The organism is Mesorhizobium loti (assembly GCF_003148495.1).
GTDB lineage: Bacteria > Pseudomonadota > Alphaproteobacteria > Rhizobiales > Rhizobiaceae > Mesorhizobium > Mesorhizobium loti.
In genome coordinates, this window is sequence record NZ_QGGH01000002.1 from 128,865 (window position 1) to 155,382 (window position 26,518).

The window sequence follows — 26,518 nt, forward strand, 5'->3', positions numbered from 1 at the left end:
AAAACCAAGATGGTGTTGCTGCAAATCAAGTCTTCACGGACGGCAGTTCCGATACCAGCCGGAGCGAGGCATTGATGCCCTCGAGCTGGTAATGCGGGCGCAGATAGAAGCGGGCGTTGTAATAGCCCGGCCGCCCCTCGACGCTGTCCACCTGAACCTCGGCCGCGGCAAGCGGGCGCTTTGCGCGCGCCTTGTCGTCGGCAAAGGCCGGGTTGGCCAGCACGTATCGGTTGATCCATTCGGTCAGCCAGATCTGCATGTCGGAGCGCTCTTTGAACGAGCCGACCTTGTCGCGCGCAATGGCCTTGAGGTAATGCGCAAAGCGCGAGACCGGGAAGAGATAGGGCAGGTTGGCGCTCAGCCGCTCATTGGACTGCGCGTCGGGGTCGACCAGCCGCCCAGCCCGCGTCTCGTCGTCCTGCAGTGAGTGTGCGCCGATGAAGGCCGCGAGATCGGTATTCTTTCGATGCAGGATCGGCATCAGACCAAGCTTGGCCAGTTCCGCCTCGCGTCGGTCGTCGATGGCGACTTCCGTCGGACATTTCATCGCGATCGACCCGTCGTCGGTCGGGAAGCTGTGCACCGGAAGGTTGAGGACCGTGCCGCCATTCTCCACACCGCGGATCTGCGTGCCCCAGCCATAGAGCTTGTGGCTGCGGTTTATGTTCACGCCCATCGGGAAGGCGGCGTTCATCCAGACATATTTGTTGTGGTCGCCCTGCACCTCTTCCTCGAAGGTGAAGCCCTTCACCGGAACGGTATCCGTGCCATAGGGCAGCCGCGCCAGAACGCGCGGCATGGTCAGGCCGATATAGCGCGCGTCCTCGCTCTCGCGCAGCGACTGCCACGAGGCATAGGCCGGGTTGGAGACGATCTGCTGCAGATCTTGCGGGTTCGGCAATTCCTGCCAGCTGTCCATGCGAAACAGGCGCGGCGAGGCGGCTGCGATAAACGGCGTGTGCGCCGAAGCACAGATGCCGGAGATGTTGCGCAGCAAACCTACGTCGCGCGGGTGGTTCGAGAATTCGTAGGCGCCAATCACACAGCCGATCGGCTCGCCGCCAAGCATCGAATACTCGTCCGTATAGACTTTCTTGAAGATCGGGCTCTGGTCCCACATCTGGCCTTCATAGTCTTCGAGCGTGTCGGCCAGTTGCTCCTTGGAAATGTTCATCACCCGGATCTTCAGCTTCTGATCCGTCTCGGTGTTGTTGATGAGATACCAGAGGCCGCGCCATGTGCCTTCCATTTCGCGCACTTCGGGCGCGTGCAGGATCTCGTTGACCTGTGTCGTCAGCATCTTGTCGATGCCCGCGATCAGCGACTTGATCGACTTGATCGCATTGGACGAGATGGTGGTGGTATCGGAGCGGGACTGTGCCGCGAGGGCGAGATTGCGGACGAGTTGCTGCAGCTTCTCGCTGTCGTCCTTCTTGACTTTGAAATCCTTCTCGAGGAGTCCGCTGAATTCTCCAAGGTCTATGGCTTCGGCCTCGGCGGCGACGGCGGCGGTCTTTTGCTGTTCGGCCATGATTTACTCCCCAACCTTGTCGTCGTCAGCCAGCGCCTGGCTGGCGATCTTGCCAAGAAGCGGTTCGTTGTTCAGAAGTTGCGCGATGCGTTTTTCGGCGTCGACGCGGCCATCCATGAAGCCAAGCAGCTCCTCGAGTTGGCGACGCATCTTGAGGATCTCGGCCAGTTGCGGAACTTGCTCTGCAATCTTGTCCGGGGCGAAATCGCCCATTCTGGAAAACGTAAGATCGAGCGCCAGTTCCTCGTCCCGCTCGGCGCCCTCAGCCTGCGGCAGCGTATTCTTCACGCGGGCCTTTACCCGCGGTCCGAGCGCCTCCATGAACTTGGGGAAGCGGTTCGCGTCGGTCTCAACAAAGGAGCGGTCCAGCACCGACTTTGACGCTTCCTTGGTCTGCGAAGCACCGGAAAGGTCGGCCATCACACCCATGACGAACGGCAGTTCGATCGTCGTCGGGCTACCGTAGGTTTCCACATCGTAGGCGATCTGCACCCGCGGCGCGCGGTTTCGTTCGATGACCTTCGCTTTGCTTTCGGCTGGCATGTGTTATTACCTTTCATCCTTCTGAGCCGTCTTCTTGGCATCGGGAACACCGGCAAGGAGTCGGAATTCCTTCAGACCCGACGGGGCGAGATCTTCCATCAGTTCAACGAAATCCATATGCACCATCCGGCGCACACGCCGCGCCAGGTGCGGTATTGGGCTCGACGGTTCGGTGCGGTCATAGAAGGCGACGACGAGGTCGAGGCATTTCACCACGTCGTCGCGTGAGGAAATCCGGTCGGGAAGTCCCGTGCTCGAGTCCGTGTAGCTTGCCGCACTTGCCATAGTATCGGCTCCATGACCGTTTCGAGCAGGCGTTGCCGGTTCTGCCGGCGTGAGCGGCTTGGCCGCGCCATTCGCCACGGCGCCGGCTTTCGAATTTCGTTCGAGGGTCGTCAGCAGACGCTGCAGAAACCGTTTCAATTCCGGAACAGGAGCAGCACCACCCTCGAGCCGCGCGTTGAGAGCGGTCTCGACCGCATCAAGGGCCGCGATCGCTGCCCTTGCGTCGGCGACGAGCAAGACCATCTCTGCGTTGGCTTGATCCATCTGTGCCGCACATCCGGCACGCACCCGGTTCAACAATTGTCCGTGCGCACTGACCAGTGCGGCCTTTTCTGCCGCATTCAATCCCGAGGCGGCTTCCTGGAGCATGACACGGTCGTCGAGCGCACCCTTTTCCAAATCCTTGCCCTGAATCGGGCCGATTGCACGCGGCGCAAAGAACGTCATTTGCCGCAGGTTCGCCAACAACCCCTCCTGACCATTCTGGAGGTCGAGCAGCGCGTTGATACGGCGCAAGGCGGCATCGCGTGGCGAAGCGTTGGGCCGCAGTGCCGGATGCATGGTTTCCCAATGCTGGTCGAAGGTCTGCGCAATGAGTGTCAGCCCCTGCGCGAGCCCGGCCAGTCCTTCTTCATTGGCCAGCGCGCGCGTGACGACGACGAGCAGGCGCAGGTCCCGGCCATGCGCGCGCAATTCCTCCGCCTTGGCCAGAACCGCAGGCCAGTCGACCGGAATGGTGCTTTGCGAGGCGGGTTTGTTTTGGCCGTCGTGGACGACCTTGATCTCGGGTTCCGTCAGGCGCTCCAGCTCATGAAAAGCCGGGTCGTTGCGCAAATCCTCCCCTGACGGATTTTCACCGTCGAGCGGAGCAAGCCAGAGTGCGACATCAATCACACCAACCCCCAGCGATCGGCCCTCAAACCGTACGTGACCCTACGGTATCACACGGTTGTACTTTACCACAATTCAAGCACTGCTCAAAAAATTAACGAAAGCTGACCAGGCCGCGTCTTGGGTGCCGAAACCCTTGGCCAGATTGCCGACCCTGTATGTGAAATGCATTACACGGAGGCGGACAATTCCGTGGTTGTTTGCATCCGATGGTGCGGCACTCTCCACAATTGGAAGGGGCGCTGTCCACCACGCGCTTTGTCAAGTGACGGCTTATGTGGCAGGTTATCGACTGGCAGATTGCAGGAGCACGTTCGATGGAACAGCGCCGGTCATCGCAGACCTTCAAACGCAAGGAACTGGTCGGCAAGCTCAATCCTGTGGGTGTCCGCGCCTTCAAGGCTGCCGCCGACACCGCCAAACTGCGCGGCAATCCTTACGTCGAACTCGTCCACTTCATCGAGCAACTGGTGCTTTCCGACCGTTCGGATGTGCAAATGATAATCGCCGATGCGGGCGTGGATGCGAGCCGGCTCACGGCCGATATGACCCGCGCCGTCGACAAGTTGCCTTACGGCGCAACGTCGATCGAGGAATTTTCCGACCATATCTTCCACGCCATCCAGGAAGCCTGGAACCTGGCAACGCTTGAGTTCGGCGTCGAGGAAGTCCGCAGCGCCCATATTCTCCTCGCCTGCCTGAAGACGCCGGTGCTGGAAGGCCTGCTGTCGAAGATCAGCGGCGAGTTCGACAAGATCGACGCCGCCGCGGTCATCGCGCGGTTCGCCGATGTGATGGAGGGCTCACTCGAAGCCGGCGCGGGCATAGCGGTTCCGGCAGCCGAAACGCCGAAGCGGGCTCCGGGCGGGGATTCGGCGCTGGCGAAATACGCCACCGACCTGACCCAGCGCGCCCGGGACGGCAAGATCGATCCGGTCGTCGGCCGCGATCCGGAGATCAGGCAAATCGTCGATATCCTGATGCGACGCCGGCAAAACAACCCGATCCTGACCGGTGAGGCCGGGGTCGGCAAGACCGCGGTCGTCGAGGGCTTTGCCTTGCGCATTGCTGCGGATGACGTGCCGCCCACACTGCAGGGCGTCAGTGTGCGCATGCTCGATGTCGGATTGATGCAGGCGGGAGCAAGCGTAAAGGGCGAGTTCGAAAAACGGCTGAAGGCGGTCATCGATGAGGTACAGTCTTCCGAAACGCCGGTCATCCTGTTCATCGATGAGGCCCACACCTTGATTGGCGCAGGCGGCGCGGCTGGAACCGGCGACGCGGCCAATCTGCTGAAGCCGGCGCTGGCGCGCGGCGAACTTCGCACCATCGCGGCAACGACCTGGGCCGAGTACAAGCAGCACATCGAGAAAGATCCGGCGCTGACCCGCCGCTTCCAGGTGGTCAAGATCGACGAGCCATCGGAAGCGGTGGCCGTTCTCATGTTGCGCGGTGTGGCCGGCGTTCTGGAGCAGCACCATAAGGTACAGATCCTGGATGAGGCGATCGAGGCGGCGGTCGGCCTCTCGCATCGCTACATCCCGGCGCGGCAATTGCCGGACAAGGCGGTGAGCCTTCTCGACACCGCTTGCGCCCGTGTCGCCATATCGCAGCACGCCACGCCGGCCGAAGTCGAAGATATCATGCGTCGCCGCCAGGCGCTGGAGGTCGAGCGCGGCATTATCGGTCGCGAGGCCGCGATCGGCATCGAGGTGAACGACCGGCAGGCACGGGTCGACACCGGGCTAGCCGAAACCGGAGTTACGCTGGCCGCCGCGCAGGAGCGTTGGGACCGGGAAAAGGCACTCGTTGCCGAAATACTCGAATTGCGCGCCAGGCTACGCGGCGAAGGTGTGCCGCTCGATCTGGTGGAGACGCCGGAGACCGATAGCGAAGCAACAGGCGCGGACGCGGTTGAGACTCGGCCACCCAAGAGCGAAACGCCCAAGATCAAATCGCCCAAGACCAAAACCAAGACGGCCAAGATCGACCTGGAGACACCGGCGGCGGCCGATGCCCCTCCACCCGATCCAGCCGCCAATCTCGCCCGGTTGCGCGAACTGATGGCCGAGCTGGCCGAGGCACAAGGCGAGACGCCGCTGATCCTGCCGTCGGTCGACCGCAACGCCGTGGCGGCGGTCGTTCAGGACTGGACCGGCATCCCGACGGGGCGGATGCTGTCGAGCCAGACCGAAAAGGCGCTGCGGCTGGCCAGCACTCTGTCCGAACGCGTGGTCGGCCAGGATCACGCCATGGAGATGATCGCCAGGCGTGTGCAGACCAGCCGCGCCGGGCTCGGTGCGCCGGAAAAGCCGGTGGGCGTGTTCCTGCTTTGCGGCCCCTCGGGCGTCGGCAAGACCGAAACCGCATTGGCCCTGGCCGAGACGCTCTACGGCGGCGAGCAGAACCTGATCTCGATCAACATGTCCGAGTTCCAGGAGGCGCACACGGTCTCTACCTTGAAGGGGGCGCCGCCCGGATATGTCGGCTACGGCAAGGGCGGCATCCTGACCGAGGCGGTCCGTCGCAAGCCTTATTCGGTGATCCTGCTCGACGAGGTCGAGAAGGCGCATCCTGACGTGCACGAGATCTTCTTCCAAGTCTTCGACAAGGGGATGATGGACGACAGCGAGGGCCGGCGCATCGATTTCAAGAACACGCTGATCCTGCTCACCTCGAATGTCGGCTCCGAAGTCATCATGGATCGGACCAGGAATGGCACGCTGCGGGCAGGGCTCGACGATCTGGACACCGCGCTGCGCAGCCCGTTGCTGAAGGTCTTCCCCGCGGCCTTCCTCGGCCGGGTGGTGACCATTCCTTATTACCCGCTCTCGGATTCGATGATCGAAGCGATCACCCGCCACCAGTTTGCCAAGATCGCTCGGCGGCTGCGTGCGACCAACGACGCGGAATTGGTGATCGGCGATGGCGTCATGGACTTGGTCAAGGCCCGCTGCACCGAGATCGAATCCGGCGGACGGATGATCGATGCGATCCTGACCAACACGCTTCTGCCGGAATTGAGCCGCGGCGTGCTGAACCGGTCGCTCGAGGGCGAAAAGATGACGAAGGTGACGGTCGGCGCCTCCAAGGAGGGCTTCACCTATTCCTTCGAGTAGCTTCAGGCGAATGTTGATGAAGCATCGGCAACCGAGGCTTGCCAGGGTGCGCAGCGTCTTCTTGCCTCCCAGCCCGAGGCGCACTGCCCAGGAGGTGGACTTCTCGGCGAACCAAGCCGATCTACGGCGCTAGTCGGCCGATTCTAACGATCTAGGTGGGATATTTCGGCGGAAAAAAATTGAACAAAATCAGTTAGTTTTGCGGTATATCGACACTGAAGATGTCAGATATCGGCTGGCATCAATATCATTGTCGCACATATTGACGTTAAATTAACAGCGAGATATGGTTCGTTTGATCCGCAAGGTACCACTGCTTTTGTATCACCGTTGCTCGTCGATCGTCGCTATGTCTGTCACCCTTGCCCCAGCCTGCAGGATTGCCTTGCAGTGCGCATCGCCAGTTGCTGAAAGAGGCGGTGACCATGCCCAGTCTGCTCGGAATCGATAACGGTCTCACTGTCACCAAGGCGGTGATCTTCGATGCCGATGGCACGCAGTTGTCCGTGGCGCGTCGACGGGTTCCGCAGTCGATGCCCTATGCGCGCTGGGTGGAGCGCGACATGGCCGGCCTCTGGCAAGCGACCGCCGACGCAATCAAGGAGGCGATCGCCCTGTCCGGCCGCCTGGCAGGCGACATCAGAGCGGTGGCGGCAACCGCGCATGGCGACGGTCTCTATTTGCTCGACAAGGATCGTCGGCCGCTAGGCCCCGGGATTCTTTCGCTCGACAGCCGCGCCGGCGAGATTGTCGAACGATGGTCGGCGGACCGGGTCTTCGAAGACGCGTTGGCGCGCACCGGCCAGGCGCCGCATGTCTCGGCGCCATCGGCGCTGCTGGCCTGGATCAGGAAGAACCAACCCGACCGCTATGGGCGCATCGGGCATATACTGGCCTGCAAGGACTGGCTGCGCTTTTGCCTGTCGGGCACGATCGGCACCGACCGTACCGAGGCCAGCACCTCATTCACGGATTTCCGCACGCAAGCCTTCGCGCCGGACGCGATGCGCATCTTCGGACTGGACGATCTTTTCGATGCGCTGCCGCTGATGGCGCACTCTGCCGAGATCGTCGGGCATGTCACTGCCGAAGCCGCCGAAATGACCGGCCTTCGCAAGGGAACACCGGTGGCGTGCGGACTGCATGACGTGACCGCCTCGGCGCTTGGCATGGGCGGTCACGAGGAGGGCGTGCTTGCCATCGTCGCCGGGACCTATTCCATCAACGAAGTCGTCTCCACGGAACCACGCGTCGATCCGCGTTGGCTTTGCCGCAACGCCATCGACGCTGGCCGCTGGAACAACATGGCGATCTCGCCCGCCTCGACCGCAAACTACGACTGGTTTCTCGACACGTTCTGCCGCTCGGAGCAGGACAAGACAGGTGCCGATGGAGGCTCCATTCACAACTTGCTGGCGGCGGAGATCGACGCGGCGCTGAAGAAGTCCTCAACCATCCTGTTTCACCCCTATCTGTTCGGCTCCCCCTTTGGCGATGTCGCCAGCGGCAGCTTTGTCGGCCTGCATGGCTGGCACAATCGCGGCGATATGCTGAAGGCGGTTCTGGAGGGCATTGCTTTTAATCATCGCACCCACGTCGAAGCCTTGCGCGAGGGCTTTGCTATCAGCGAAATCCGCCTGACCGGCGGCGGCTCGCGCAATCCGGCCTTCGTCCAGATGTTTGCCGATGTGCTGAACGCCCCGGTCATCGTCACCTCGACCGACGAGGCCGCGGCCTTTGGCGCTGCCCTTTGCGCGGGTGCCGCGGTCGGCATCTTCGCGACGCCGCAACAGGGCGCCAGGCAGGTCGGCATGACGGCGCGCCAATACGAGCCTGTGCCGGCCTCAAGTGCTGTGTTCAACGAGCGCTTTTCCCTCTATGGCCGCATAGCCGGTGCGCTCGAACCGCATTGGCCGGAGATCGAGAAGCTGGCGCGGCAAGACACTGGGGGAGGCGCATGATCAAGGCCGACGAACGACGCGAAGAGATCGCCGACTATGTGATCAAGCTCGGCCAGGTGCGCATCGACGATCTCGTCGAGCATTTCGGCGTATCGCGCATGACCATCCACCGGCACATCGACCGGCTGGCGCAGCAGGGCGTGCTGCGCAAGCTGCACGGTGCCGTGACGGTTCAGCCTTCCGGTCTCTACGAAAGCGCCTTCCGCTACCGGGTGACGGTCAACCGGGCCGAGAAGGATGCGCTGGCGCGGGCAGCACTCGACTATGTCGAAGCCGGCCAGGTGGTGATGCTGGACGATTCCTCGACGGCAAACGCCGTCGCGACATTGCTGCTCGACGTCAAGCCGCTGACCGTCATCACCAACTCCGTGGCGACGGCGTCGCTGCTGACCAATGTCGACGAACTCGACTTCATCTGTCTCGGCGGCCAGTACCACAACACCTACAACGCCTATATCGGCATCGTTTGCGAGAACGCCGTGGCGCAGATGCGCGCCAATGTGCTGATCTGTTCGGCTTCGGCCATCACCGGAACCACGGCCTTCATCCAGGACCCCAATGTTGTGCGGGTCAAGCAGGCGATGATGGCGGCGTCGGTCAAGCGCATCCTTCTGATTGACCATGCCAAGTTCGACAGGATCGCACTGCATGTCTTCGACGATCTGACCAGCTTCGACGTCGTGCTGGCGACCGAAGGCCTGGGCGATGCGCGGGCGCAAGCCCTCGAGCGGGCCGGCGTAAAGCTGCGCATCGTCAAGACGAAAGTGCCATGAGCCCAGCCGAAGAAACACATACGGAAAATCCCGCCGGGCGTTTGGCTGCCATGGCCGGGACCGGCGAGGTCGACGTCGTCATTCTTGGCGCCGGCATCAACGGAGCAGGGCTGTTTCGCGACCTATGCGCGCAAGGCGTCAGCTGCCTGATCGTCGACAAGGCGGATTTCGGCTCCGGCACCAGTGCCGCGCCATCGCGGCTCATTCATGGTGGCTTGAAATATCTAGAAACCGGTGAGTTCGGGCTGGTGGCGCAGTCGACGCTCGAACGCAATTTGCTTTTGAAGAACGCGCCGCATTATGTCAGCCCGCTGCCGACCATCATCCCGATCTTTTCCTGGAGCAAGGGCATGCTGGCGGCGCTGCGGACGCTGTTCGGCTCGACCAGCGCACCGCGCAGCCGCGGTGCCATCCTGATCAAGATCGGCTTGATGATCTATGATTTCTATGGCTCGCGAAACCAGGTCATGCCGCGCCACCGCATGGTCGGGCGGCGCCATGCGCTTAGCGAGATGCCGGCGCTCAACCCCTCGATCGTCGCCACCGGCACCTATTACGACGCCAAGATAAGCCACCCCGAAAGGCTGGTGCTCGAACTGATCCTCGATGGGCTGCAGGCAAACCCGGCCTCGGCCAGCGCGAACTACACGACGCTGGTGAAGTCCGCCAATGGCGTGCTGACCTTCCAGCCGGAAAACGGCGCGACCTTTTCGGTGCGTCCGAAGCTGGTGGTCAATGCCGCCGGTCCGTGGATCGACGATGTCAACGATCTGCTTGGCGCGCCGTCGAAGATGATCGGCGGCACCAAGGGCTCGCACATCCTGCTGAAGCATGACGAACTGGTCAAAAGCCTGGCCGGGCGCATGCTGTATTTCGAAGCCGATGACGGCCGTATCTGCCTTGTCTACGACTATCTCGGCCTAGCGCTGGTCGGCTCCACCGACATCAAGGCCGACAATCCCGACGAGGTGCGCTGCGAGCCTGACGAAGTCGAATACCTGCTCGACAGCGTACGGACGCTGCTGCCGGGGATGGCGTTCGAGCACGACCTGATCGTCTATGCCTATAGTGGCATCAGGCCGCTGCCGGCCTCGGATGTATCGCTGCCCGGGTTAATCAGCCGTGACCACTCGGCGCCGGTCGCCGAGCCGGACCGGAACAGACCCTTCGCGGTCATCTCGCTGGTCGGCGGCAAATGGACGACCTTTCGCGGCTTCGCCGAGGAAGTCGCCGACACCGTGCTCGATCGCCTGCAGCGCAGCCGCAAGGTGACGACGCAAGCCATGCCGATCGGCGGCGGCAAGGATTTTCCGGCCAATGCCGCAGCGCGAGCAAATTGGCTGGCTCTGGTGCACTCGGAGACGGGCGCTGAGGAACGGCGTCTCGATGAACTGTTGTCGCGATATGGCACCAGAGCCACGCAAATCGCCACGCATGGGTCGGGTGATGAGGGTCGGCTGCCGGATTCAGAGAGCTACAGCCGGTCGGAAATTGACTACATCGTCCGCAACGAGTTCGTCGAACATCTGGCCGATATCGTCATGCGCCGCAGCACCCTGGCGATATCAGGTTCGCTGACAGGCCGGGACCTGCAGGAGATTGCCGCGATTGCCGGACGGGCGCTGGGCTGGAGCGCTGGGCGCTTCGCAGAGGAAGTCGAGGCCGCAATCGTGGAGCTCGAGGGCCGGAACCTGATGCGGCTGGGGTGATCACCCCGTCGCCGATGCTCTTCCCAAGGCAATCCGATCGGTTTGCCCATGGATGCGCCGCATCCGCAAATCGCCCAACTCACAGACGGGTTGGGATTTTGCTGCTATCGAATATTATTCATTAAAAACAAACAGTTGATGAAAAATAGGATAGCCAATGGCTGTGCAATACTGCTGGTCTCGGCAGGAAATAACACAGATTGACGTTAAATTAACATCATCATATGATCGAATAACATGCTTGCCTCCTAATAGGTCGATGTTGCCTGCCGAAACGCTGGCAGACCGGCGTTTTGGGAAGGGGCGAGAGCTGTGAATTCCCCGCGGGCGTATGCACCAAATCCGGCGAGGGATTGACAGCGATGCAGGGATGTGAAAATTTTTGCACACAAAGATAATAATATCATCTCAGGGAGGAGATGGCTTGAAATCCGGCGGAACCGCTAACCGCGACCATGAATCCAGCCTCGCCACGCGCGCGGCCTGGCTTCACTATGCCGGGGGTCTCACGCAGGCCCAGGTGGCCAAGCGGCTCGGCCTGACCAGCCTCAAGGCGCATCGGCTCATCACCCGGGCTACCCAGGACGGCCTTGTCAGGGTGATCATCGACGGCGACGTCGGCGAATGCATCGACCTCGAGCAGCAGCTGATCGATGCTTACGGGCTCGATTACTGCGAGGTCGTTCCTGATCTCGATCAGGACGAATTGCCGTTGAAGGCGCTTGGCATCGCCGGCGCGCAGTTTCTGAAGCGCGAGATCGATCGCGGCGAGGATATGCTGATCGGCGTCGGCCACGGCCGCACCCTAGCGGCAAGCGTCGAATATCTGACGCGCACTGCCGCCGCCCATATCCGTTTCGTCTCGCTGCTTGGCGGTGTGACGCGCAAATTCGCAGCCAACCCGCACGACGTCATGCATCGACTGGCCGAGCGGACCGGCGCGCAGGCCTATGTGATGCCCGTGCCCTTCGTCGCCAACACCGCCGAGGACCGTGAGGTGCTGCTTGGCCAGCGCGGCATCAGCGATGTTTTCGACCTCGCAGGCCGGTCCGACCTGATGTTCGTCGGCATAGGCACCGCCGAGCGGGAAGCCTCGCTGGTGGCTACCGGCATGATCGAACATTCCGAAATCGATGAGGTCAAACGCGATGGCGGCGTCGGCGAGCTGCTCGCCCACTTCTTCGACGACAAGGGACGCCCGGTGGAAACGGCGCTGTCGGAAAGAATCCTGGCGCTTCCGCGAGACCAGTTGAAAGGCCGCCGGATCGTCGCCGTCGCCGGCGGCAAGATCAAAGTACGCGCGATCAAGGCGGTGCTCGAAAGCCGTTATCTGAGCGGCCTGATCACCGACGAGTCCACCGCCCGTGCCCTTGTCGAACAGAACCAATCCAATGGTGCGAAACGCCATGTGAACGGAGGATCGTCAAATGCGTGACAACGGCAGATCTGCCTTGCTGGCGGTTGCGTCATGAGCGCGAAGGCCGCCACCGCATCGACCAGGCCGGCCTTGCCCGGCTTGCGTCGGGCACTTGCCGGCGCCGCGGTTGTCGTCCTGCTCGGCGCCATGGCGCTCGACACCAAGGTGGTCAGGATCGGCTCCGCCGGCGACGTTCGCAGTGCCGTGTTTTCCGCCACTGACTACGGCAAGTCGGAATTTCCCAAGGTGCAGGCCGATGTCGAGGCACGCGCCGCCGACGCGGTGACGGTGGCGACGGCGATCGCCAAGGACAGAGCGACGGCGGAAAAGGAATACGGCGTGCCTGCGGGTGTCGGACCGGTCATCTCGGTCAAGTTCAGCGGAGTCGTCGGCGAAGGAAAATCGGGCATCTACAAGGTCGCCGTCGACGGCGTGCCGGATACGTTGATGATCCGCGTGCAGACCGGGCCGGCGATCAACGGAACGGAACTGCGCGACGCCACCGGCAAGATTACATTCGGCCAGTTCACCAACCAGATCGAATACCAGGATGCCGGTTCGGCGCTGAACAACGAGATGAAGAAGGAAGTCCTGGCAAAGCTCGACACTAACGCCTTGACCGGCAAGACCATATCGGTGGTCGGCGCGTTCAAGCTGGTCAACCCGAAGAGTTGGCTCGTCACTCCCGTGAGCTTGGAAGTCAAATGAAACCGGCTGCCGACACCGGATCTGTGAATGGCGACGCCGTGCTTTCGGCGCGCAACATCGTCATGTCGTATGGCGGCGTCCATGCGCTCAAGGGCGTCAATTTCGACATCCATCGCGGCAAGGTCACCACGCTGTTTGGAGAGAATGGCGCCGGCAAGTCGACGCTGATGAAGATCCTGTCCGGCGTGGTCACGCCGACATCCGGCGACATCGTGCTCGACGGCAACCTCGTCAGTTTTTCCTCATCCTCGGACGCGCGCGATCGCGGCATCTCGATCATCCACCAGGAACTCAGCCTGGCGCCGAACCTCAGCGTTCGCGACAACATCTTCATGGGCCGCGAACTGCGCACCAGGACCGGCCTCGACTTCGCCGAGGAGCAGCGCCAGGCGCGCGCGCTGATGGCTGATCTCGAAGAGGACATCGACCCGATGACCCTGGTCGAGGATTTGCGCCTGGGGCAACAGCAGATCGTCGAGATCGCCCGGGCACTGTCGGTCGATTCCCGCATCCTGATCATGGACGAACCGACCTCGGCGCTCAGCGCGACAGAGGTGGAGGTGCTGTTCAAGGTGATCCGCGATTTGACCAGCCGCGGCGTCTCCATCGTCTACATTTCACATCACCTCGAAGAGGCGCTGCAGATCACCGACTACGCGGTTGTCCTGCGCGACGGCGCGATTACGGCAACGGCCGAAGCCAGGGACATCGACCTCGAGTGGATCGTGCGCAACATGGTCGGTGAGAACTTCGACCTCGGCTCACCGCCGACCGGTCATGAGTTCGGCGAGGTCGCCTTGTCGATCGAGGATGTCAGCGTCGTCGACACTTCGGGCTCAGGCTATTCCGTCGTCGACCACCTGTCGCTGGATGTCCGGGCAGGCGAGATCGTCTGCATCTATGGGCTGATGGGCGCCGGGCGCACGGAACTACTGGAAGCCGTCGCCGGACGGGTGCCGATGGCGGGCGGCCGCGCGCTTCTGGAAGGCGAGGACGTTTCGGGACTGAACATCGCCCAGCGCATCTCCAGAGGTCTTGTGCTCGTCCCCGAGGATCGCCAGCGCGACGGGCTGGTTCAAACGATGACCGTCGGCCGCAATCTCTCGCTTGCCAGCATCGAAGCGTTCGCCAAGGGGCTGTTTCTGTCCCGCTCCAGGGAGCGTGGGCTGGTCGAGGATTCGATCCGCAAGGTGACCATCAAGACCGCCGGCGGCAACGCCATGATCGGATCGCTGTCGGGCGGCAATCAGCAGAAGGTGGTCATCGGCAAGATGCTGACGACCAACCCCAAGGTCATCCTCCTCGACGAGCCGAGCCGCGGCATTGATGTCGGCGCCAAGGCCGAAGTCTTCCGCTTGCTGAGCGAACGCGCCGCGCAGGGCCTTGCCGTCGTCTTCTCGACCTCGGAGGTCAACGAGTGCCTCAGCATTGCCCACCGCATCGTCGTCATGCGGCGTGGCAGGATTTCAGCTGAATTCGGCGCCAACGCCACCAAAGAGCAGATCATGGCCGCCTCCGGCGAAGCCGTGGTCGCCTGATCACCAGAATTTCGGAGCCCAGACCCATGACCGACGTCAGCCAGGCCAGAAAACAGTCCAGTTCAAGCGCGAGCGAAGGCTTCGATCTCGCCAAGCTGCTGCTCGAGGGCCGGGCCTTCTTTGCCCTGATCGTCATCATCGTCGTGTTTTCGATCCTGTCGCCCTACTACCTCTCGGTGGCGAATTTCCTGACCATGGCCTCGCATGTCGCCATCTTCGGGATTCTCGCGGTCGGCATGCTGCTCGTCATCCTCAATGGCGGCATCGACCTGTCGGTGGGGTCGACGCTGGGCTTGGCCGGCGTCGTTGCCGGCTTCCTGATGCAAGGCGTGACGCTGACCTGGCTGGGCGTCGTCCTCTATCCGCCGGTCTGGGTGGTCGCGGTGCTGGCCTGCATGCTGGGCGCTGCTGTCGGGCTGATCAACGGCGTGCTCATCGCGCGCTTCAAGGTTCCAGCCTTCGTGGCGACGCTCGGCGTCATGTACATGGCGCGCGGCCTGGCGCTGCTTATGACCAGCGGTCTGACCTACAACAATCTCGGCGGCAAACCGGAGCTTGGAAACACCGGCTTCGATGCGCTTGGCTTCAACCGCCTGTTCGGCGTGCCGACCGGTGTCGTGGTTCTCGTGGTCATCGCGCTGATCGGCAGCATCGTCTTGAACCGCACCGCTTTCGGGCGCTGGCTCTACGCCTCGGGCGGCAATGAGCGCGCGGCCGAACTGTCCGGCGTTCCGGTCAAGACGGTGCAGATTTCCGTCTATGTGCTGTCAGGTATCTGCGCCGCCATTGCCGGCCTGATCCTGTCCTCGCAGCTGACCTCGGCGGGACCGACCGCCGGCACCACCTACGAACTGACGGCCATCGCGGCCGTCGTCATCGGCGGAGCGGCGCTGACCGGTGGGCGCGGCAATATCCGCGGAACCCTGCTCGGGGCCTTCGTCATCGGCTTCCTGTCCGACGGTCTGGTGATCATCGGCATCTCATCCTACTGGCAGACAGTGTTCACGGGCGCGGTCATCGTGCTCGCCGTGCTCCTCAATGCCGTTCAGTATCGCCGCCGCAGCAAGCTCCCAAGCGCGACAGGTGGCCAACCGACTTCTCAGAAACGGGGGAAGGCCGAAACGGCCAATCCTGCCCAAGGGAAGACTGCCAGGTGACTGGCAGCAACACCGCGTAATCATTGGAGGAATGTACATGAAAACCATGCTGAAAAGTCTGCTTGCCGCCGCGATGGTCGTCGGGTTCACTGCCGCCGCGTCGGCCGCGGGCCTGATCTCGATCATCGTCAACGATCCGGCCAACCCCTACTGGCTGACCGAGGGCAACGTCGCCAAGGCCGAGGCCGAGAAGCTCGGCTATACGGCCAATGTCGGCGCTCACAAGGGCGACACCAACACGGAAAGCAATTTGATCGACACCGCCATCACCAACAAGTCGGTGGCGATCATCCTTGACCCGGCCAACGCCGACGGTTCGGTCGGCGCGGTGAAGAAGGCGATTGCAGCCAACATCCCGGTGTTCCTCGTCAATGCCGAGATCAATCAGGAAGGCCTCGCCAAGGGTCAGCTCGTCTCCAACAATGCCCAGGGTGCTGCTCTCGGTGCCCAGCAGTGGGTGCAGGCAGTCGGCGAAAAGGGCAAATATGTCGAACTGCTCGGCGCCCCGTCGGACAACAATGCGGCCACGCGCTCGAATGGCTACGCGACCGTGCTGAGCCAGTATCCGGATCTCGAAAAGGCTGCTTCGCAGGTCGCCAACTGGGATCGTACCCAGGGCCACGACAAGATGCAGAGCATGCTTCAGGCCAATCCTGACATCATCGCCGTGATCAGCGGCAATGACGAAATGGCGCTTGGCGCGGTTGCGGCGCTGAAGGAAGCCGGCAAGCTCGCTGGCATCAAGGTCGGCGGCTTCGACGGCTCCCCGGATGCGGTTGCGGCGATCAAGTCCGGCGAATTGCAGTACACCGTGCTGCAGCCGGTCGCCATCTTCTCGGCCAAGGCCGTGCAGCAGGCGGACTCGTTCATCAAGACGGGCGCCACCGGTGCGGCGACCGAGAAGCAGCTGTTCGATTGCCTTCTCATCACCAAGGACAATGTCGACAAGTACACGGCACCCTTCGTGCTGTCGGAATAAAACCTGCACAGGGGGTGTCCTTGCGGACACTCCCTGCCTCTTTTACGAGATGAACAAGACCGCCCTCGTGCACTGCCTTAGCAACCAACCGGAATTTGTGTCATGAAAGACCTGCTGATCGGCATCGACGCGGGCACGTCGGTGATCAAATCGATCGCTTTCGATCTGTCCGGGCGGCAGCTCGCCATGACGTCTGTGCCCAACAGCTTCGTCACGCTGGAAGGCGGCGGCGCCGAGCAGGACCTCGACCAGACCTGGCGCGACATGGCGCGGACCGTTCGCGATCTGGCGGCCAAGGTTCCCGACCTCGCGCAACGAACCGCGGCGGTGGCCATCACCGGGCAGGGCGACGGAACCTGGCTGATCGATGGCGACGGCTTGCCTGTCTCGCGCGCCTGGCTGTGGCTCGATGCCCGCGCCGGACATTTGGTGGACGAGATGCGCGCCGATCCCCGGGATCGCAGGCGGTTCGAGCTGACCGGCACGGGGCTGAATTCCTGCCAGCAAGGCGCCCAGCTTGCCTTCATGAAAAAGAACCATCCCGACATGCTGGAGCGGGCGGCAACCGCTCTGCATTGCAAGGATTGGCTCTACTTCAAGATGACGGCCGAACGCGCAACGGATCCCTCCGAGGGAACCTTCACCTTCGGCGATTTTCGGTCGCGCAGCTATTCCGACGAAGCCCTCGACATCCTGGACCTGACGACGCATCGCCGCCTGTTGCCTCCCATGCTCGAAGGCACCACAGCCCATCATCCGCTGTCGCGATCGGCGGCTGCAGAGACCGGCCTGCTCGAAGGCACGCCGGTTGTGCTGGGTTACGTCGATATGGTCATGACGGCGCTCGGAGCCGGCCTCTATGATCCCTCAGGCAATGTCGGCTGCACGGTCATCGGCTCGACCGGCATACACACGCGCTTCGCCGCCACTCCCGACGATGTCGTTTTGAACGACGATGGCTCCGGCTACACGATCGCCATGCCTGTTCCCAGCGCCTTTGCCCAACTGCAGTCCAACATGGCGGCGACACTCAACATCGACTGGCTGCTTGGCCTTGCGCGCGACGTGCTCGCCACGGCTGGCGGCAAACCTTCTCATGACGACTTACTGAAGGCACTCGACGTCTGGGTGGAAGCATCGGAGCCTGGATCGCTGATTTACCAGCCTTACATATCGCTGGCCGGCGAGAGAGGGCCGTTCGTCGACCCTGACGCGCGCGCGGGTTTCATCGGCCTTTCGGTCAAGCATGGCTTTGGCGATCTGGCACGCGGCGTGCTCGAAGGATTGGCCTTCGCCGCACGCGATTGCTACCAGGCGATGGGCGCCGTGCCGAGCGAGATCCGCCTGTCAGGCGGCGCCGCGCGCAGCCCGTCGCTACGCCGCATCATCGCCGCGGCGACCCGGGCGCAGGTGCGTACCAGCAGCCGCCAGGAAGCGGGCGCCGCGGGCGCCGCGATGATGGCCGCGGTCGGGCTCGGCGTCTATGGCTCTATGGAAGACTGCGCCGCCGAGTGGGTGACGCCGCTTCTCGGCGACTGCGATGCCTATGACGAGGCGCTGTCGCAAACCTACGATGCGCTCTTCCCTTCCTTCGTTGCAGCGCGTCAGGCGCTTAGGCCGGTGTGGAAGGGCATGGCGCACCGCACAGGAGCAAGGTCTTGAGCAATACAACAGATGTCGTCGATCTCTTCGTGATCGGCGGCGGCGTCAATGGGGCCGGCATAGCGCGTGACGCGGCAGGTCGCGGGCTGTCCGTCATCCTGTGCGAAAAGGACGATCTCGCTCAAGGCACCAGCTCGCGCTCCGGCAAGCTGGTGCATGGCGGCCTGCGCTACCTCGAATATTATGAATTCAGGCTGGTTCGTGAAGCGCTGATCGAACGCGAGGTGCTGCTCGAGGCGGCGCCGCACATCATCTGGCCGATGCGCTTCGTTCTTCCGCACAGCCCGCAGGACAGGCCGGCATGGCTGGTCCGGCTCGGGCTGTTTCTCTACGACCACCTTGGCGGCCGCAAACGCTTGCCGGGGACAAGAACGCTTGATCTGAGGACGGCGCCGGAAGGCGCTCCCATCAAGGATGAATTCAGGCGCGGTTTCGAATACTCCGACTGCTGGGTCGACGATGCGCGCCTGGTGCTGCTCAACGCGCTGGACGCCAGGCAGCGCGGCGCAAGGGTACTCACGCGCACGGCTTGTGTCGCGGCGCGCCGCGAAGACGGACTGTGGTCGATCGACATGCAGGACGGCCGCACGGGCGCCGTCACGAAAGTCCGCGCGCGGGCGCTGATCAACGCGGCAGGCCCTTGGGTCAACGACATTGTCAGCCGCGTCGCCGGGCAGAATTCCACCCGCAATGTTCGTCTGGTGAAAGGCAGCCATATCGTCGTGCCCAAATTCTGGGAGGGGCGGCAGGCCTATCTCATTCAGAACAACGACAAGCGGGTGATCTTCGTCAATCCCTATGAGAACGATCTGGCGCTGATCGGTACGACCGATATTCCCTACGAAGGCAGGCCCGAAGAAGTGGCCGCCGAGGCAAGCGAAGTCGACTATCTGATCAAGGTGGTCAATCGCTATTTCAAGCGACAGATGACACCACGGGACGTGGTCTACAGTTTCTCCGGCGTGCGTCCGCTCTATGACGACAATGCCGACAATCCAAGCGCGGTGACGCGCGACTATATTTTCGAACTCGACGCCTCCAATGGCAACGCACCGCTGCTTTCGGTATTCGGCGGCAAGATCACCACCTTCCGCAAGCTGTCCGAACATGCGCTGGAAAAGATCCAGCCGTTCTTTCCGACGATGAAGAAAGCCTGGACGGCCAAAATTCCCTTGCCGGGAGGCGACCTTCCCAATGCGGACTTCGAGCAGTTCCTGAGCGACTTGCATGCCGAGTTTTCGTGGCTCAGCCCCTCGCTGGTGAAGCACTACGCCCGAAGCTACGGCACCCGCGCCAGAAAATTGCTCGCCGGCGCGCATGGCGAAGCGGACCTTGGCCGCCGCTTCGGGCCCGATCTGTATGAACGGGAGGCAAGGTTCCTGGCCGAGACCGAATGGGCCGGCACATCAGCCGATATCCTGGAACGCCGCACCAAACATGGCCTGCATATCGATGCAGCCGAGCGGAAAGCATTCGAAGACTGGTTCGGTAACATAATGGCGGCGGCAGACTGATGGCCTTCACGCTTTCCCTCAACACCAATCCACTGGTCAACCGCTTCGCCGATCCAGACGATTTGATCGACGCGATCGCCTACGGCATCGGCATCCGCGATGTGCAGCTGACGCATGAATTCGTCAATCCGGGCTGGCCGGCGGCGACGATTGTCAAATTCCTGCGCCTGTTCAACAGCGCGCTTTCGCGGACCGGTGTCAGGATCACTTCCGGCATGACCGGACCCTATGGCCGGCTCAACCATTTCGGCCACCCGGATGCGGATGTCCGGCGCTATTATGTCGACTGGTTCAAGACCTTCGCCGACATTTCCGCCGAGCTCGGCGCGTCAGGCATGGGCACGCAGTTCGCGATCTTCACCTACAAGGACTTTGACGATCCGCAACGGCGGGCGGCACTGCTCGACATCGCGCTCGAATGCTGGCGCGAGGTGGCCGAGCACGCGAGGGCGGCGGGCCTGACATACCTGTTCTGGGAGCCGATGTCGGTCGGCCGTGAGTTCGGCCACACGATCGAAAGCTGCGTCACGCTGCAAGGCGCCATCGACGCGGCGAAGCTGCCCATACCGATGAAGATGATGGTGGATATCGATCATGGCGACGTGACCTCGGCCGATCCCGCCGACACCGATCCCTATGCCTGGGCGAAGGCGTTTCCATTGCAATCGCCGATCATCCACATCAAACAGTCTTCCATGAACAAGGGCGGGCACTGGCCGTTCACGGCCGCCTACAACAAGGACGGCCGCATAGTTCCGCAAAAGCTGCTGGATGCGGTTCGGCAAGGCGGCGGAACCGACAATGAAATTTGCCTTGAACTTTCCTTCAGGGAGAGGGAACCAGTCGATCATCAGGTTATCGAGATGATCCGCGAGTCGGTGGATTTCTGGGCGCCTTACGTCGACAGTGGTCGCGACAGTCTCAAGCCTCGGGCCTGAGCGAACACGTCGCCCGAAAGCCGGCGCCGATGTCGGCTCGCAAAAAGTATCGAAGGAGAAGAAGAATGGCCCCATATTGGGTCGGCACGAGCTGGAAGATGAACAAGACGCTGTCGGAGGCATTGCGGTTCGCCGATGCGCTAGCGGCCTTCGTGCCTGACTTCGATCAGGCGATACAGCCTTTCGTCATCCCGCCCTTCACCGCCGTGCGCCAGGTCAAGGGGGCGCTGGCCAAGACCCGCGTAAAGGTCGGCGCCCAGAACATGCATTGGGCTGACGCCGGCGCCTGGACGGGAGAGATTTCGCCAGTGATGTTGAAAGACTGCGGGCTGGATGTGATCGAACTCGGCCACAGCGAGCGCCGCGAGCATTTCGGCGAGACGGATGCGACTGTCGGACTGAAAACGGCGGCGGCGGTCAAGCATGGCTTCGTACCGCTGATCTGCGTCGGCGAGACGCTGGCCGAGCGTGAATCCGGCCGCGCCGAGGCGGTGTTGACGGCACAGGTTCTCGGCGCGCTGCGGGAGCTCGGCGGTGATCAACTGAAGGCAGAAATCCTCTTTGCCTACGAGCCGGTCTGGGCGATCGGCGAGAAGGGCATTCCCGCAAGTGCTGACTATGCCGACAAGCAGCAGGCACTGATCAAGCAGGTCGCCGCCGACCGGCTGCCGATTGCCCCGCCTGTGCTTTATGGCGGCAGCGTCAATCCCGGCAACGCAGCCGAACTGATCGGCCAGCCGCATATCGACGGGCTGTTCATCGGCCGCTCGGCGTGGCAAGCAGAAGGCTATATCGACATTCTGAAAAAAGCGTCGGCCGCCATCGCGCGCTGACTGCTACGACACGAAAGCAAAGGAGTTCATTATCATGAGGATCGCACTCGGAGCCGACAGCGCCGGCAAGCCGCTGCTTGACGTCATCGCCAAGCATCTCGCCACCAAGCCCGAGCTGCAGGTCGTTGATCTCAGCCAGGCCGGATTCTACGCCGATATCGCCGCCGCAGTCGGCCACGAAATTCTGGACGGCAACTACGACCGGGCCATCCTGTTTTGCGGCACCGGCATCGGCGTCAGCATCTCCGCCAACAAGGTTCCGGGCATTCGCGCCGCATTGACCCACGATACCTATTCCGCCGAGCGCGCCGCCAAGTCCAACAACGCCCAGATCATCACCATGGGCGCCCGCGTCATCGGCCCGGAACTGGCGAAATCGATCGCCGACGCGTGGCTGGCCTCGGAGTTCGATCCGAACGGCCCGTCTGCCGCAAACGTGCAGGCCGTCGACAAGCTCGACGCCAAGCGCTGAAAGACGCGGCGGTCCGCTGCTGATCAGTCGGTCAAGGTGACCCGTATCGCCTCGATCACGGTCACGGCCGAAGCGGCGCCCGGGTCCATATGGCCAAGCGAGCGTTCGCCGAGGCGGGAGGCCCGGCCCTTGGTGGCGACCATCGCCTTGGTCGCTTCCGCGCCTGCTTTTGCCGCCTGCGCCGCAGCCTCGAGACTGCCCGCAAGACTCTTGCCGGAGGCCAGCGCTTCGCCCGCCGCTTGCGCTGCCGGCGCCCATGCATCGATCATGGTTTTCTCGCCTGGCTCGGCCTTGCCGCGATCCTGAATGCCCTTCGCCATGGCCTGGAACAGGGCGACCACGTCCGCGTCATCAAGCGTTGTCTTGCCCTTGACGGCTGCCGCGCCGCGCATGAAAGCAGTGGCATAGAGCGGACCCGAGGAGGCGCCGACGGCATTCAGGAACGACTTTGCCGCCGTGTTGAGCAAAGTGGTCGGATCGGTCGCTCCGGTGTCCAGTGCGGCAACCGCATCGCGCGCCGCGGAAAATCCAAGCTCCATCGCAATGCCGTGGTCGGCATCGCCGATAACCCCGTCAAGCGCGCACAGCCGGTCCCTGTCGGCTGACGTGGCGGTTGCGATCGTTGCGAACATCGCAACAAGGCGGGCGGTGTCGATTGTCGTCATGTTATTGTCCCAGGTTCAGCCGGCGCGAAACATGGCGCAGTCGCAAGGGTGGTCCAGCATCGTCTGCAACTCGCCGTCCAGCCGATGCAGCGTGATCGAGGCCCCGGCCATTTCGAGCGAGGTGCAGTAATTGCCGACCCAGCTTGCGTGGATAGACACACCGATGTCGTCGAGCCTCTGCTTCACGCGCCGGTTCATGATGTAGAGTTCCATCAGCGGCGTCGAGCCGAGCGAGTTGACGAGCACCGCGACCTTGTCGCCCCGCGTCGGCGCCATTTCGTCGAGGATCCTGTCCAGCATCTCGTCGGTGATCTCGTCGGCTGTTTTCAACTTTTCGCGCGCGATGCCGGGCTCGCCATGGATGCCCATGCCGAGCTCCATCTCGTCCGGACCGATCTCGAAATTCGGCCGGCGGGTCTGTGGCAGAGAGCAGGGCGACAGCGCCACGCCCAGGGTGAAGGTATGGTCGTTGGCCTTGCTAGCGATGCGCTCGCATTCATCGAAAGACAACATCTTGTCGCAGGCGGCGCCTGCCGCTTTGAAGATGAAGAAATTGCCGGCGACGCCGCGTCTCTTGTGCCGCTGGTCGCGCGGTGCCGAGGCGACGTCGTCGGTGCTCAGCACCGTGCGCACCTCGATGTCGTCCATGGCAGCCATCTCGGCGGCCATGTCGAAATTCATCACGTCGCCGGCATAGTTGCCGTACATGAACAGCACGCCGGCGCCGCCGCTGACTGCCTTGGCGCATTCGAGGATCGGGTCTGGCGGCGGCGAGGCAAAGACATTGCCGATGGCCGCCGCGTCAGCCAATCCCTTGCCGACGAAGCCGAGAAAGCTCGGCTCATGGCCCGAGCCGCCGCCAATGACGAGGCCCACCTTGCCCTGGCGTGGTCCGTCGCGGGCGATGATGGAGCGTGGACTGCCGTCCACGCTTTTGAGATGGCGGGGATGCGCGGCGAGAATGCCTTCCAGCATCTCGTCGACGGCTCGGTTGCCGTCGTTGATGATCTTCTTGGTCTGCACCCGCATCCTCCCGATTTCGGCATTTTCGCAGATACTACCGGGTGTTACCGGGATTTCCACCCGGCAAGGAGCATTTCGTGCCTAGAGGCCGGCACCTGGACGCAGCGTCGGCCGTTTCAATCGCCGAGGCCGTCGCGAATGGCTGAGAAATAGCGATCGGTTCCGACCTGGCCGCCCTTGAGCGCAACCTCCAGTCCGTCGATCGCCTTGACGCGTGAATGGGCAACGCAAAGCGGGGACCCCGGCGAAGCGGGCAGCGGCATGCGAATTGTCAGGGCATCGACACCCATCCCGCCGAGTGCGTGGCTCGACGTGTCGCCGCCGGCAATGACCACGCGCCGCAGGCTCTGTTCGATCGTCAGGCTGCGAAGGATTTCTCCGAGGCCGCGGCCAAGCTTGTGGCGGGCGCCTTCTTGTCGGTCGATTTCGGCGCCCCTGTCGGCAGTGGGGCCAAGCGCGGTGTAGAGGATGACGCTGCGCCCGGCTTGCAGACTGGCACGGCCGCTTGCCGTTGCGCGTGCGATCGCCTTCTCCGACGCCTGCGAAACCAGCTCGACAGGGTCAACCTCGATGCCGTCGAAGCCGTCGGTCAGGGCATGCCGGATCTGCCGTTCGGTGGTCGGCGAGCAGCTGCCCGACACGACGGCTATCCGCTCGGCTGTGCCCGGCGGCGTGAAGCCTTGCCCCGCGCTGACGATACCATTCGACGCCCATTCGGCCAGCAACGCATACTCGACCCCGGACGAGCCGACGACAAAAGAACCGCCCGGCTTGCGAACGCGCCACAGCTCCTTGCCGGCCAGGGCCTGCGTTTCCAGATTGTCGACATCGACAAGCACGATGGCGGTGCCGTTTCCGGTCAGGCGGTCGAAGGCCACCGACCGCGACGCGGACTGCAGCGTTGCGAGGTCGACCAGCCCGGAGCTCAGCGCCGTCTGCCGCGACAGATGGATCAGCAGATCGGATTCATCCATCGGCGTCGTCGGATGGCGGCTCATCACCGGGTGACGGTCGATGCGGAAATATTGGTCGCGATAGGCGGCGAACAGATGGCCGAAGGCGGTGTAGCGCTTGAGCTGTGGCGCACCGACCAGCAGCGGCACGCTGTCCTGCGCGAACACCGCGCGGCCGATCTCGATCGCTCGGCCGATGCTGCCGATCGTCGGGCTGGAATCGAAAGTCGAGCAGACCTTGTAGTGGCAGATCGCGGCTTTCAGCGTCTTCAGCCAGGCGAAGGCTTCGCGCAGATGCGTGTCCATCCACTGCGGCGTCTCGCTGCGGCTGGTGCCGGCCAGTCCGATCGCCTGGCAATGCGCGAATCGCGACAGCAAGGCCGCGTCCGGCTGGCGCATGAACAGCACGGTCGGCACGCCGCCGAGTTCTAGCGCCTCCATGACATCGGTCGAGCCGGTCAGATCGTCGCCATAATAGCTGAGAAGCAGGTCCTGCATGGCCTCAGGCTGCCTTGCCGTCGCCGAATTTTTCGATCGACCGTGCCAGTTCGGGATGGCTCAAGGCGAAGTCCGCCAGCGGAATGCCGTCGACGGCTGCTTGCCAGGCCTGCTGCACGGCACGCACGCCGGCGCCCGGTCCGTCGGGGTGGCTGACGATGCCGCCGCCGCAGAGATAGAGAAGATCGACCGTCCGTCCGGTCCGCGCATATGTCTCGGGCGCCTGGCCGCCCCACTGGCCGGAGCCCGCCACCGGTAAGGCGCAGTCCTTGGGCGAGAAGATCGGTGTCGTCACTGCCTTGAACGACTCGACGAAAGAGTCATCCGGCTCCCAGTATTTTGAGGCGATGCCGTTGATCTGGAATTGGTCGACGCCAAGCAGCCGCCAGAACTGCTGCCAGACCTTGAAGTCCATGCCAAGGCTCGGGTGGCGGGTGAGGATGTCCCAGCCGTTGCGGTGAGCATGCAGCACCAGGCGGGAGCGTTTTCTCAGGAACGTCATGCCGCCAAAACCGATGGAATTGATGTTGACAACAGCGCAATTGCCGCCGGCCTTCGCCACCATATCGTGGTTGCGCATCATCTCGTCCGGGTCGGCATGCGAGATGCCGAAGGCATACATCACTTTCTTGCCGGTCTTCTGCTCATGATCGAGGATGAGCGGCATGATCGCCTTCACCCGTTCCGACAGGGGCGAATAGGCGGGGCTCATCAGCTTTTCATCATCCTTGATGAAATCGACGCCGGCGGCGATCAGTTCCGCCACCATTGCCGCCGTCTCGTGCGGCCTCAGGCCGAGCGCCGGCTTGACGATGGTGCCGATGATCGGGCGGTCCGTCACACCAGTCAGCCGGCGGCTGCCGGCGACACCGAACTGTGGGCCGGGATGCGCGCCGCGAAAATCCTCCGGCAGCTTCATGTCGACGACGCGGATGCCTGTGAGGCCCTTGATCGAATAGGTGCCGCCGATGGCGATCGTCATCAATGCCGAAAGGTCGGTGCCGATGGCATCGAACGGAAAGCCGATATCGACGTCCGCACGTCTGAATGGCCCGTTGCTGTCATCGGGGATTGACGGCCGCTCGGCGTCGGGCAAATGCCGTATCGCCAGCACACGCGCCGCCACCCTGGCCTTCAGCTCTTCGGTCTCGCCGGGCAGCGCGACGAAGGTGCCGGTCGACTGGTCGCTGGCGATCTTGGCCGCGAGCGTTTCAATGCTTCCAGGCGTTTCGATGCGATAGGTGAGGGTGATCATGGTCTGCTGTCTCAGGCCGAGGCGTTCGAAAAAGGTTCACCGGTGTTCTAAATCTGGTATAATGAGTACATAAGTATTGCAAGGCATATCCGAC

At 62.8% G+C, this 26,518-nt stretch carries 21 protein-coding genes; 14 read left to right on the forward strand and 7 right to left on the reverse strand.

The genetic code is table 11. The features are described 5' to 3' along the window. Window positions 1-25: 25 nt before the first annotated feature. From tssC to tssA, 3 genes are read right to left on the reverse strand one after another with little or no spacing between them, the layout of a single operon-like run. The gene (tssC, locus tag C8D77_RS09175) at window positions 26-1,531 is read right to left on the reverse strand and encodes a type VI secretion system contractile sheath large subunit (protein ID WP_027035515.1); all 1,506 of its coding nucleotides are present in this window, start codon (window positions 1,529-1,531) and stop codon (window positions 26-28) included. A gap of 3 nt (window positions 1,532-1,534) precedes the next feature. Further along, window positions 1,535-2,074, reverse strand: a complete 540-nt coding sequence (gene tssB, locus C8D77_RS09180; protein ID WP_027035514.1) for a type VI secretion system contractile sheath small subunit — start codon at window positions 2,072-2,074, stop codon at window positions 1,535-1,537. Window positions 2,075-2,080: 6 nt separating this feature from the next. Further along, the gene (tssA, locus tag C8D77_RS09185; RefSeq protein WP_109661620.1) at window positions 2,081-3,253 is read right to left on the reverse strand and encodes a type VI secretion system protein TssA; all 1,173 of its coding nucleotides are present in this window, start codon (window positions 3,251-3,253) and stop codon (window positions 2,081-2,083) included. A 314-nt stretch (window positions 3,254-3,567) separates the two neighbouring features. Here tssA and tssH point away from each other — a divergent pair, with 314 nt between their 5' ends. The 14 genes from tssH (at window position 3,568) to derI (ending at window position 22,030) form a co-directional block, all read left to right on the forward strand. Further along, window positions 3,568-6,369: a type VI secretion system ATPase TssH gene (gene tssH, locus C8D77_RS09190; RefSeq protein WP_109663216.1), complete on the forward strand. Its 2,802-nt coding sequence runs from the start codon at window positions 3,568-3,570 to the stop codon at window positions 6,367-6,369. A gap of 425 nt (window positions 6,370-6,794) precedes the next feature. Continuing rightward, entirely contained in the window at window positions 6,795-8,330 is a 1,536-nt protein-coding gene (locus C8D77_RS09195) for an FGGY-family carbohydrate kinase (protein ID WP_109663219.1), read from the forward strand. Next, window positions 8,327-9,103 (forward strand): DeoR/GlpR family DNA-binding transcription regulator, encoded by a 777-nt coding sequence (locus tag C8D77_RS09200; RefSeq protein WP_109661622.1) that lies wholly within the window; start codon window positions 8,327-8,329, stop codon window positions 9,101-9,103. Before C8D77_RS09195 ends, C8D77_RS09200 begins: the two co-directional genes overlap by 4 nt. Continuing rightward, complete coding sequence (locus tag C8D77_RS09205; protein WP_109661624.1) at window positions 9,100-10,812, forward strand: glycerol-3-phosphate dehydrogenase/oxidase; 1,713 nt, start codon at window positions 9,100-9,102, stop codon at window positions 10,810-10,812. The genes C8D77_RS09200 and C8D77_RS09205 overlap by 4 nt, the downstream gene beginning before the upstream one ends. Before the next feature lie 424 nt (window positions 10,813-11,236). Then, window positions 11,237-12,247: a sugar-binding transcriptional regulator gene (locus C8D77_RS09210; protein WP_109661626.1), complete on the forward strand. Its 1,011-nt coding sequence runs from the start codon at window positions 11,237-11,239 to the stop codon at window positions 12,245-12,247. Window positions 12,248-12,280: 33 nt separating this feature from the next. Then, the gene (locus C8D77_RS09215; protein WP_109661629.1) at window positions 12,281-12,937 is read left to right on the forward strand and encodes a DUF2291 family protein; all 657 of its coding nucleotides are present in this window, start codon (window positions 12,281-12,283) and stop codon (window positions 12,935-12,937) included. Then, on the forward strand, window positions 12,934-14,475 hold the full coding sequence (locus C8D77_RS09220) for a sugar ABC transporter ATP-binding protein (RefSeq protein WP_109661631.1): 1,542 nt from the start codon (window positions 12,934-12,936) through the stop codon (window positions 14,473-14,475). Before C8D77_RS09215 ends, C8D77_RS09220 begins: the two co-directional genes overlap by 4 nt. A 26-nt stretch (window positions 14,476-14,501) precedes the next feature. Then, window positions 14,502-15,632 carry an ABC transporter permease gene (locus tag C8D77_RS09225; protein WP_109661633.1) on the forward strand — a complete coding sequence of 377 codons (1,131 nt, stop codon included), beginning with the start codon at window positions 14,502-14,504 and terminating at the stop codon, window positions 15,630-15,632. 37 nt (window positions 15,633-15,669) lie between these two features. Continuing rightward, window positions 15,670-16,611: a D-ribose ABC transporter substrate-binding protein gene (locus C8D77_RS09230; protein WP_013533072.1), complete on the forward strand. Its 942-nt coding sequence runs from the start codon at window positions 15,670-15,672 to the stop codon at window positions 16,609-16,611. Between the two features lie 102 nt (window positions 16,612-16,713). Next, window positions 16,714-18,273, forward strand: coding sequence for an FGGY-family carbohydrate kinase (locus C8D77_RS09235; protein WP_109661635.1), 1,560 nt, complete (start codon window positions 16,714-16,716; stop codon window positions 18,271-18,273). After that, the gene (locus C8D77_RS09240; RefSeq protein WP_109661637.1) at window positions 18,270-19,787 is read left to right on the forward strand and encodes a glycerol-3-phosphate dehydrogenase; all 1,518 of its coding nucleotides are present in this window, start codon (window positions 18,270-18,272) and stop codon (window positions 19,785-19,787) included. The genes C8D77_RS09235 and C8D77_RS09240 overlap by 4 nt, the downstream gene beginning before the upstream one ends. Then, window positions 19,787-20,725, forward strand: a complete 939-nt coding sequence (locus C8D77_RS09245) for a sugar phosphate isomerase/epimerase family protein (RefSeq protein WP_109661639.1) — start codon at window positions 19,787-19,789, stop codon at window positions 20,723-20,725. Before C8D77_RS09240 ends, C8D77_RS09245 begins: the two co-directional genes overlap by 1 nt. 65 nt (window positions 20,726-20,790) lie before the next feature. Beyond that, entirely contained in the window at window positions 20,791-21,558 is a 768-nt protein-coding gene (locus C8D77_RS09250) for a triose-phosphate isomerase (RefSeq protein ID WP_109661642.1), read from the forward strand. 34 nt (window positions 21,559-21,592) lie between these two features. Beyond that, window positions 21,593-22,030 (forward strand): D-erythrulose-4-phosphate isomerase, encoded by a 438-nt coding sequence (gene derI / locus C8D77_RS09255; protein ID WP_109661644.1) that lies wholly within the window; start codon window positions 21,593-21,595, stop codon window positions 22,028-22,030. A gap of 23 nt (window positions 22,031-22,053) precedes the next feature. On the opposite strand, the gene dhaL is transcribed toward derI, so the two are convergent. The 4 genes from dhaL to oiaX all read right to left on the reverse strand — a co-directional run bounded on the left by dhaL (window position 22,054) and on the right by oiaX (window position 26,424). After that, complete coding sequence (dhaL, locus tag C8D77_RS09260; RefSeq protein ID WP_109661646.1) at window positions 22,054-22,695, reverse strand: dihydroxyacetone kinase subunit DhaL; 642 nt, start codon at window positions 22,693-22,695, stop codon at window positions 22,054-22,056. Window positions 22,696-22,710: 15 nt separating this feature from the next. Next, window positions 22,711-23,718, reverse strand: a complete 1,008-nt coding sequence (locus tag C8D77_RS09265; RefSeq protein WP_109663222.1) for a dihydroxyacetone kinase subunit DhaK — start codon at window positions 23,716-23,718, stop codon at window positions 22,711-22,713. A gap of 116 nt (window positions 23,719-23,834) precedes the next feature. After that, complete coding sequence (locus tag C8D77_RS09270) at window positions 23,835-25,169, reverse strand: four-carbon acid sugar kinase family protein (protein WP_109661648.1); 1,335 nt, start codon at window positions 25,167-25,169, stop codon at window positions 23,835-23,837. A gap of 4 nt (window positions 25,170-25,173) precedes the next feature. Further along, window positions 25,174-26,424, reverse strand: a complete 1,251-nt coding sequence (oiaX, locus tag C8D77_RS09275) for a 3-oxo-isoapionate-4-phosphate decarboxylase OiaX (protein WP_109661650.1) — start codon at window positions 26,422-26,424, stop codon at window positions 25,174-25,176. Window positions 26,425-26,518: the final 94 nt, after the last annotated feature.

Excerpts from the sequence above, each read along its gene's own strand:
- tssC (WP_027035515.1), bottom strand. The coding sequence starts at position 1,531 with ATGGCCGAACAGCAAAAGACCGCCGCCGTCGCCGCCGAGGCCGAAGCC.
- tssB (WP_027035514.1), bottom strand. The coding sequence starts at position 2,074 with ATGCCAGCCGAAAGCAAAGCGAAGGTCATCGAACGAAACCGCGCGCCG.
- tssH (WP_109663216.1), top strand. The coding sequence starts at position 3,568 with ATGGAACAGCGCCGGTCATCGCAGACCTTCAAACGCAAGGAACTGGTC.
- C8D77_RS09195 (WP_109663219.1), top strand. The coding sequence starts at position 6,795 with ATGCCCAGTCTGCTCGGAATCGATAACGGTCTCACTGTCACCAAGGCG.
- C8D77_RS09200 (WP_109661622.1), top strand. The coding sequence starts at position 8,327 with ATGATCAAGGCCGACGAACGACGCGAAGAGATCGCCGACTATGTGATC.
- C8D77_RS09205 (WP_109661624.1), top strand. The coding sequence starts at position 9,100 with ATGAGCCCAGCCGAAGAAACACATACGGAAAATCCCGCCGGGCGTTTG.
- C8D77_RS09215 (WP_109661629.1), top strand. The coding sequence starts at position 12,281 with ATGAGCGCGAAGGCCGCCACCGCATCGACCAGGCCGGCCTTGCCCGGC.
- C8D77_RS09220 (WP_109661631.1), top strand. The coding sequence starts at position 12,934 with ATGAAACCGGCTGCCGACACCGGATCTGTGAATGGCGACGCCGTGCTT.
- C8D77_RS09225 (WP_109661633.1), top strand. The coding sequence starts at position 14,502 with ATGACCGACGTCAGCCAGGCCAGAAAACAGTCCAGTTCAAGCGCGAGC.
- C8D77_RS09230 (WP_013533072.1), top strand. The coding sequence starts at position 15,670 with ATGAAAACCATGCTGAAAAGTCTGCTTGCCGCCGCGATGGTCGTCGGG.
- C8D77_RS09235 (WP_109661635.1), top strand. The coding sequence starts at position 16,714 with ATGAAAGACCTGCTGATCGGCATCGACGCGGGCACGTCGGTGATCAAA.
- C8D77_RS09245 (WP_109661639.1), top strand. The coding sequence starts at position 19,787 with ATGGCCTTCACGCTTTCCCTCAACACCAATCCACTGGTCAACCGCTTC.
- C8D77_RS09250 (WP_109661642.1), top strand. The coding sequence starts at position 20,791 with ATGGCCCCATATTGGGTCGGCACGAGCTGGAAGATGAACAAGACGCTG.
- derI (WP_109661644.1), top strand. The coding sequence starts at position 21,593 with ATGAGGATCGCACTCGGAGCCGACAGCGCCGGCAAGCCGCTGCTTGAC.
- dhaL (WP_109661646.1), bottom strand. The coding sequence starts at position 22,695 with ATGACGACAATCGACACCGCCCGCCTTGTTGCGATGTTCGCAACGATC.
- C8D77_RS09270 (WP_109661648.1), bottom strand. The coding sequence starts at position 25,169 with ATGCAGGACCTGCTTCTCAGCTATTATGGCGACGATCTGACCGGCTCG.
- oiaX (WP_109661650.1), bottom strand. The coding sequence starts at position 26,424 with ATGATCACCCTCACCTATCGCATCGAAACGCCTGGAAGCATTGAAACG.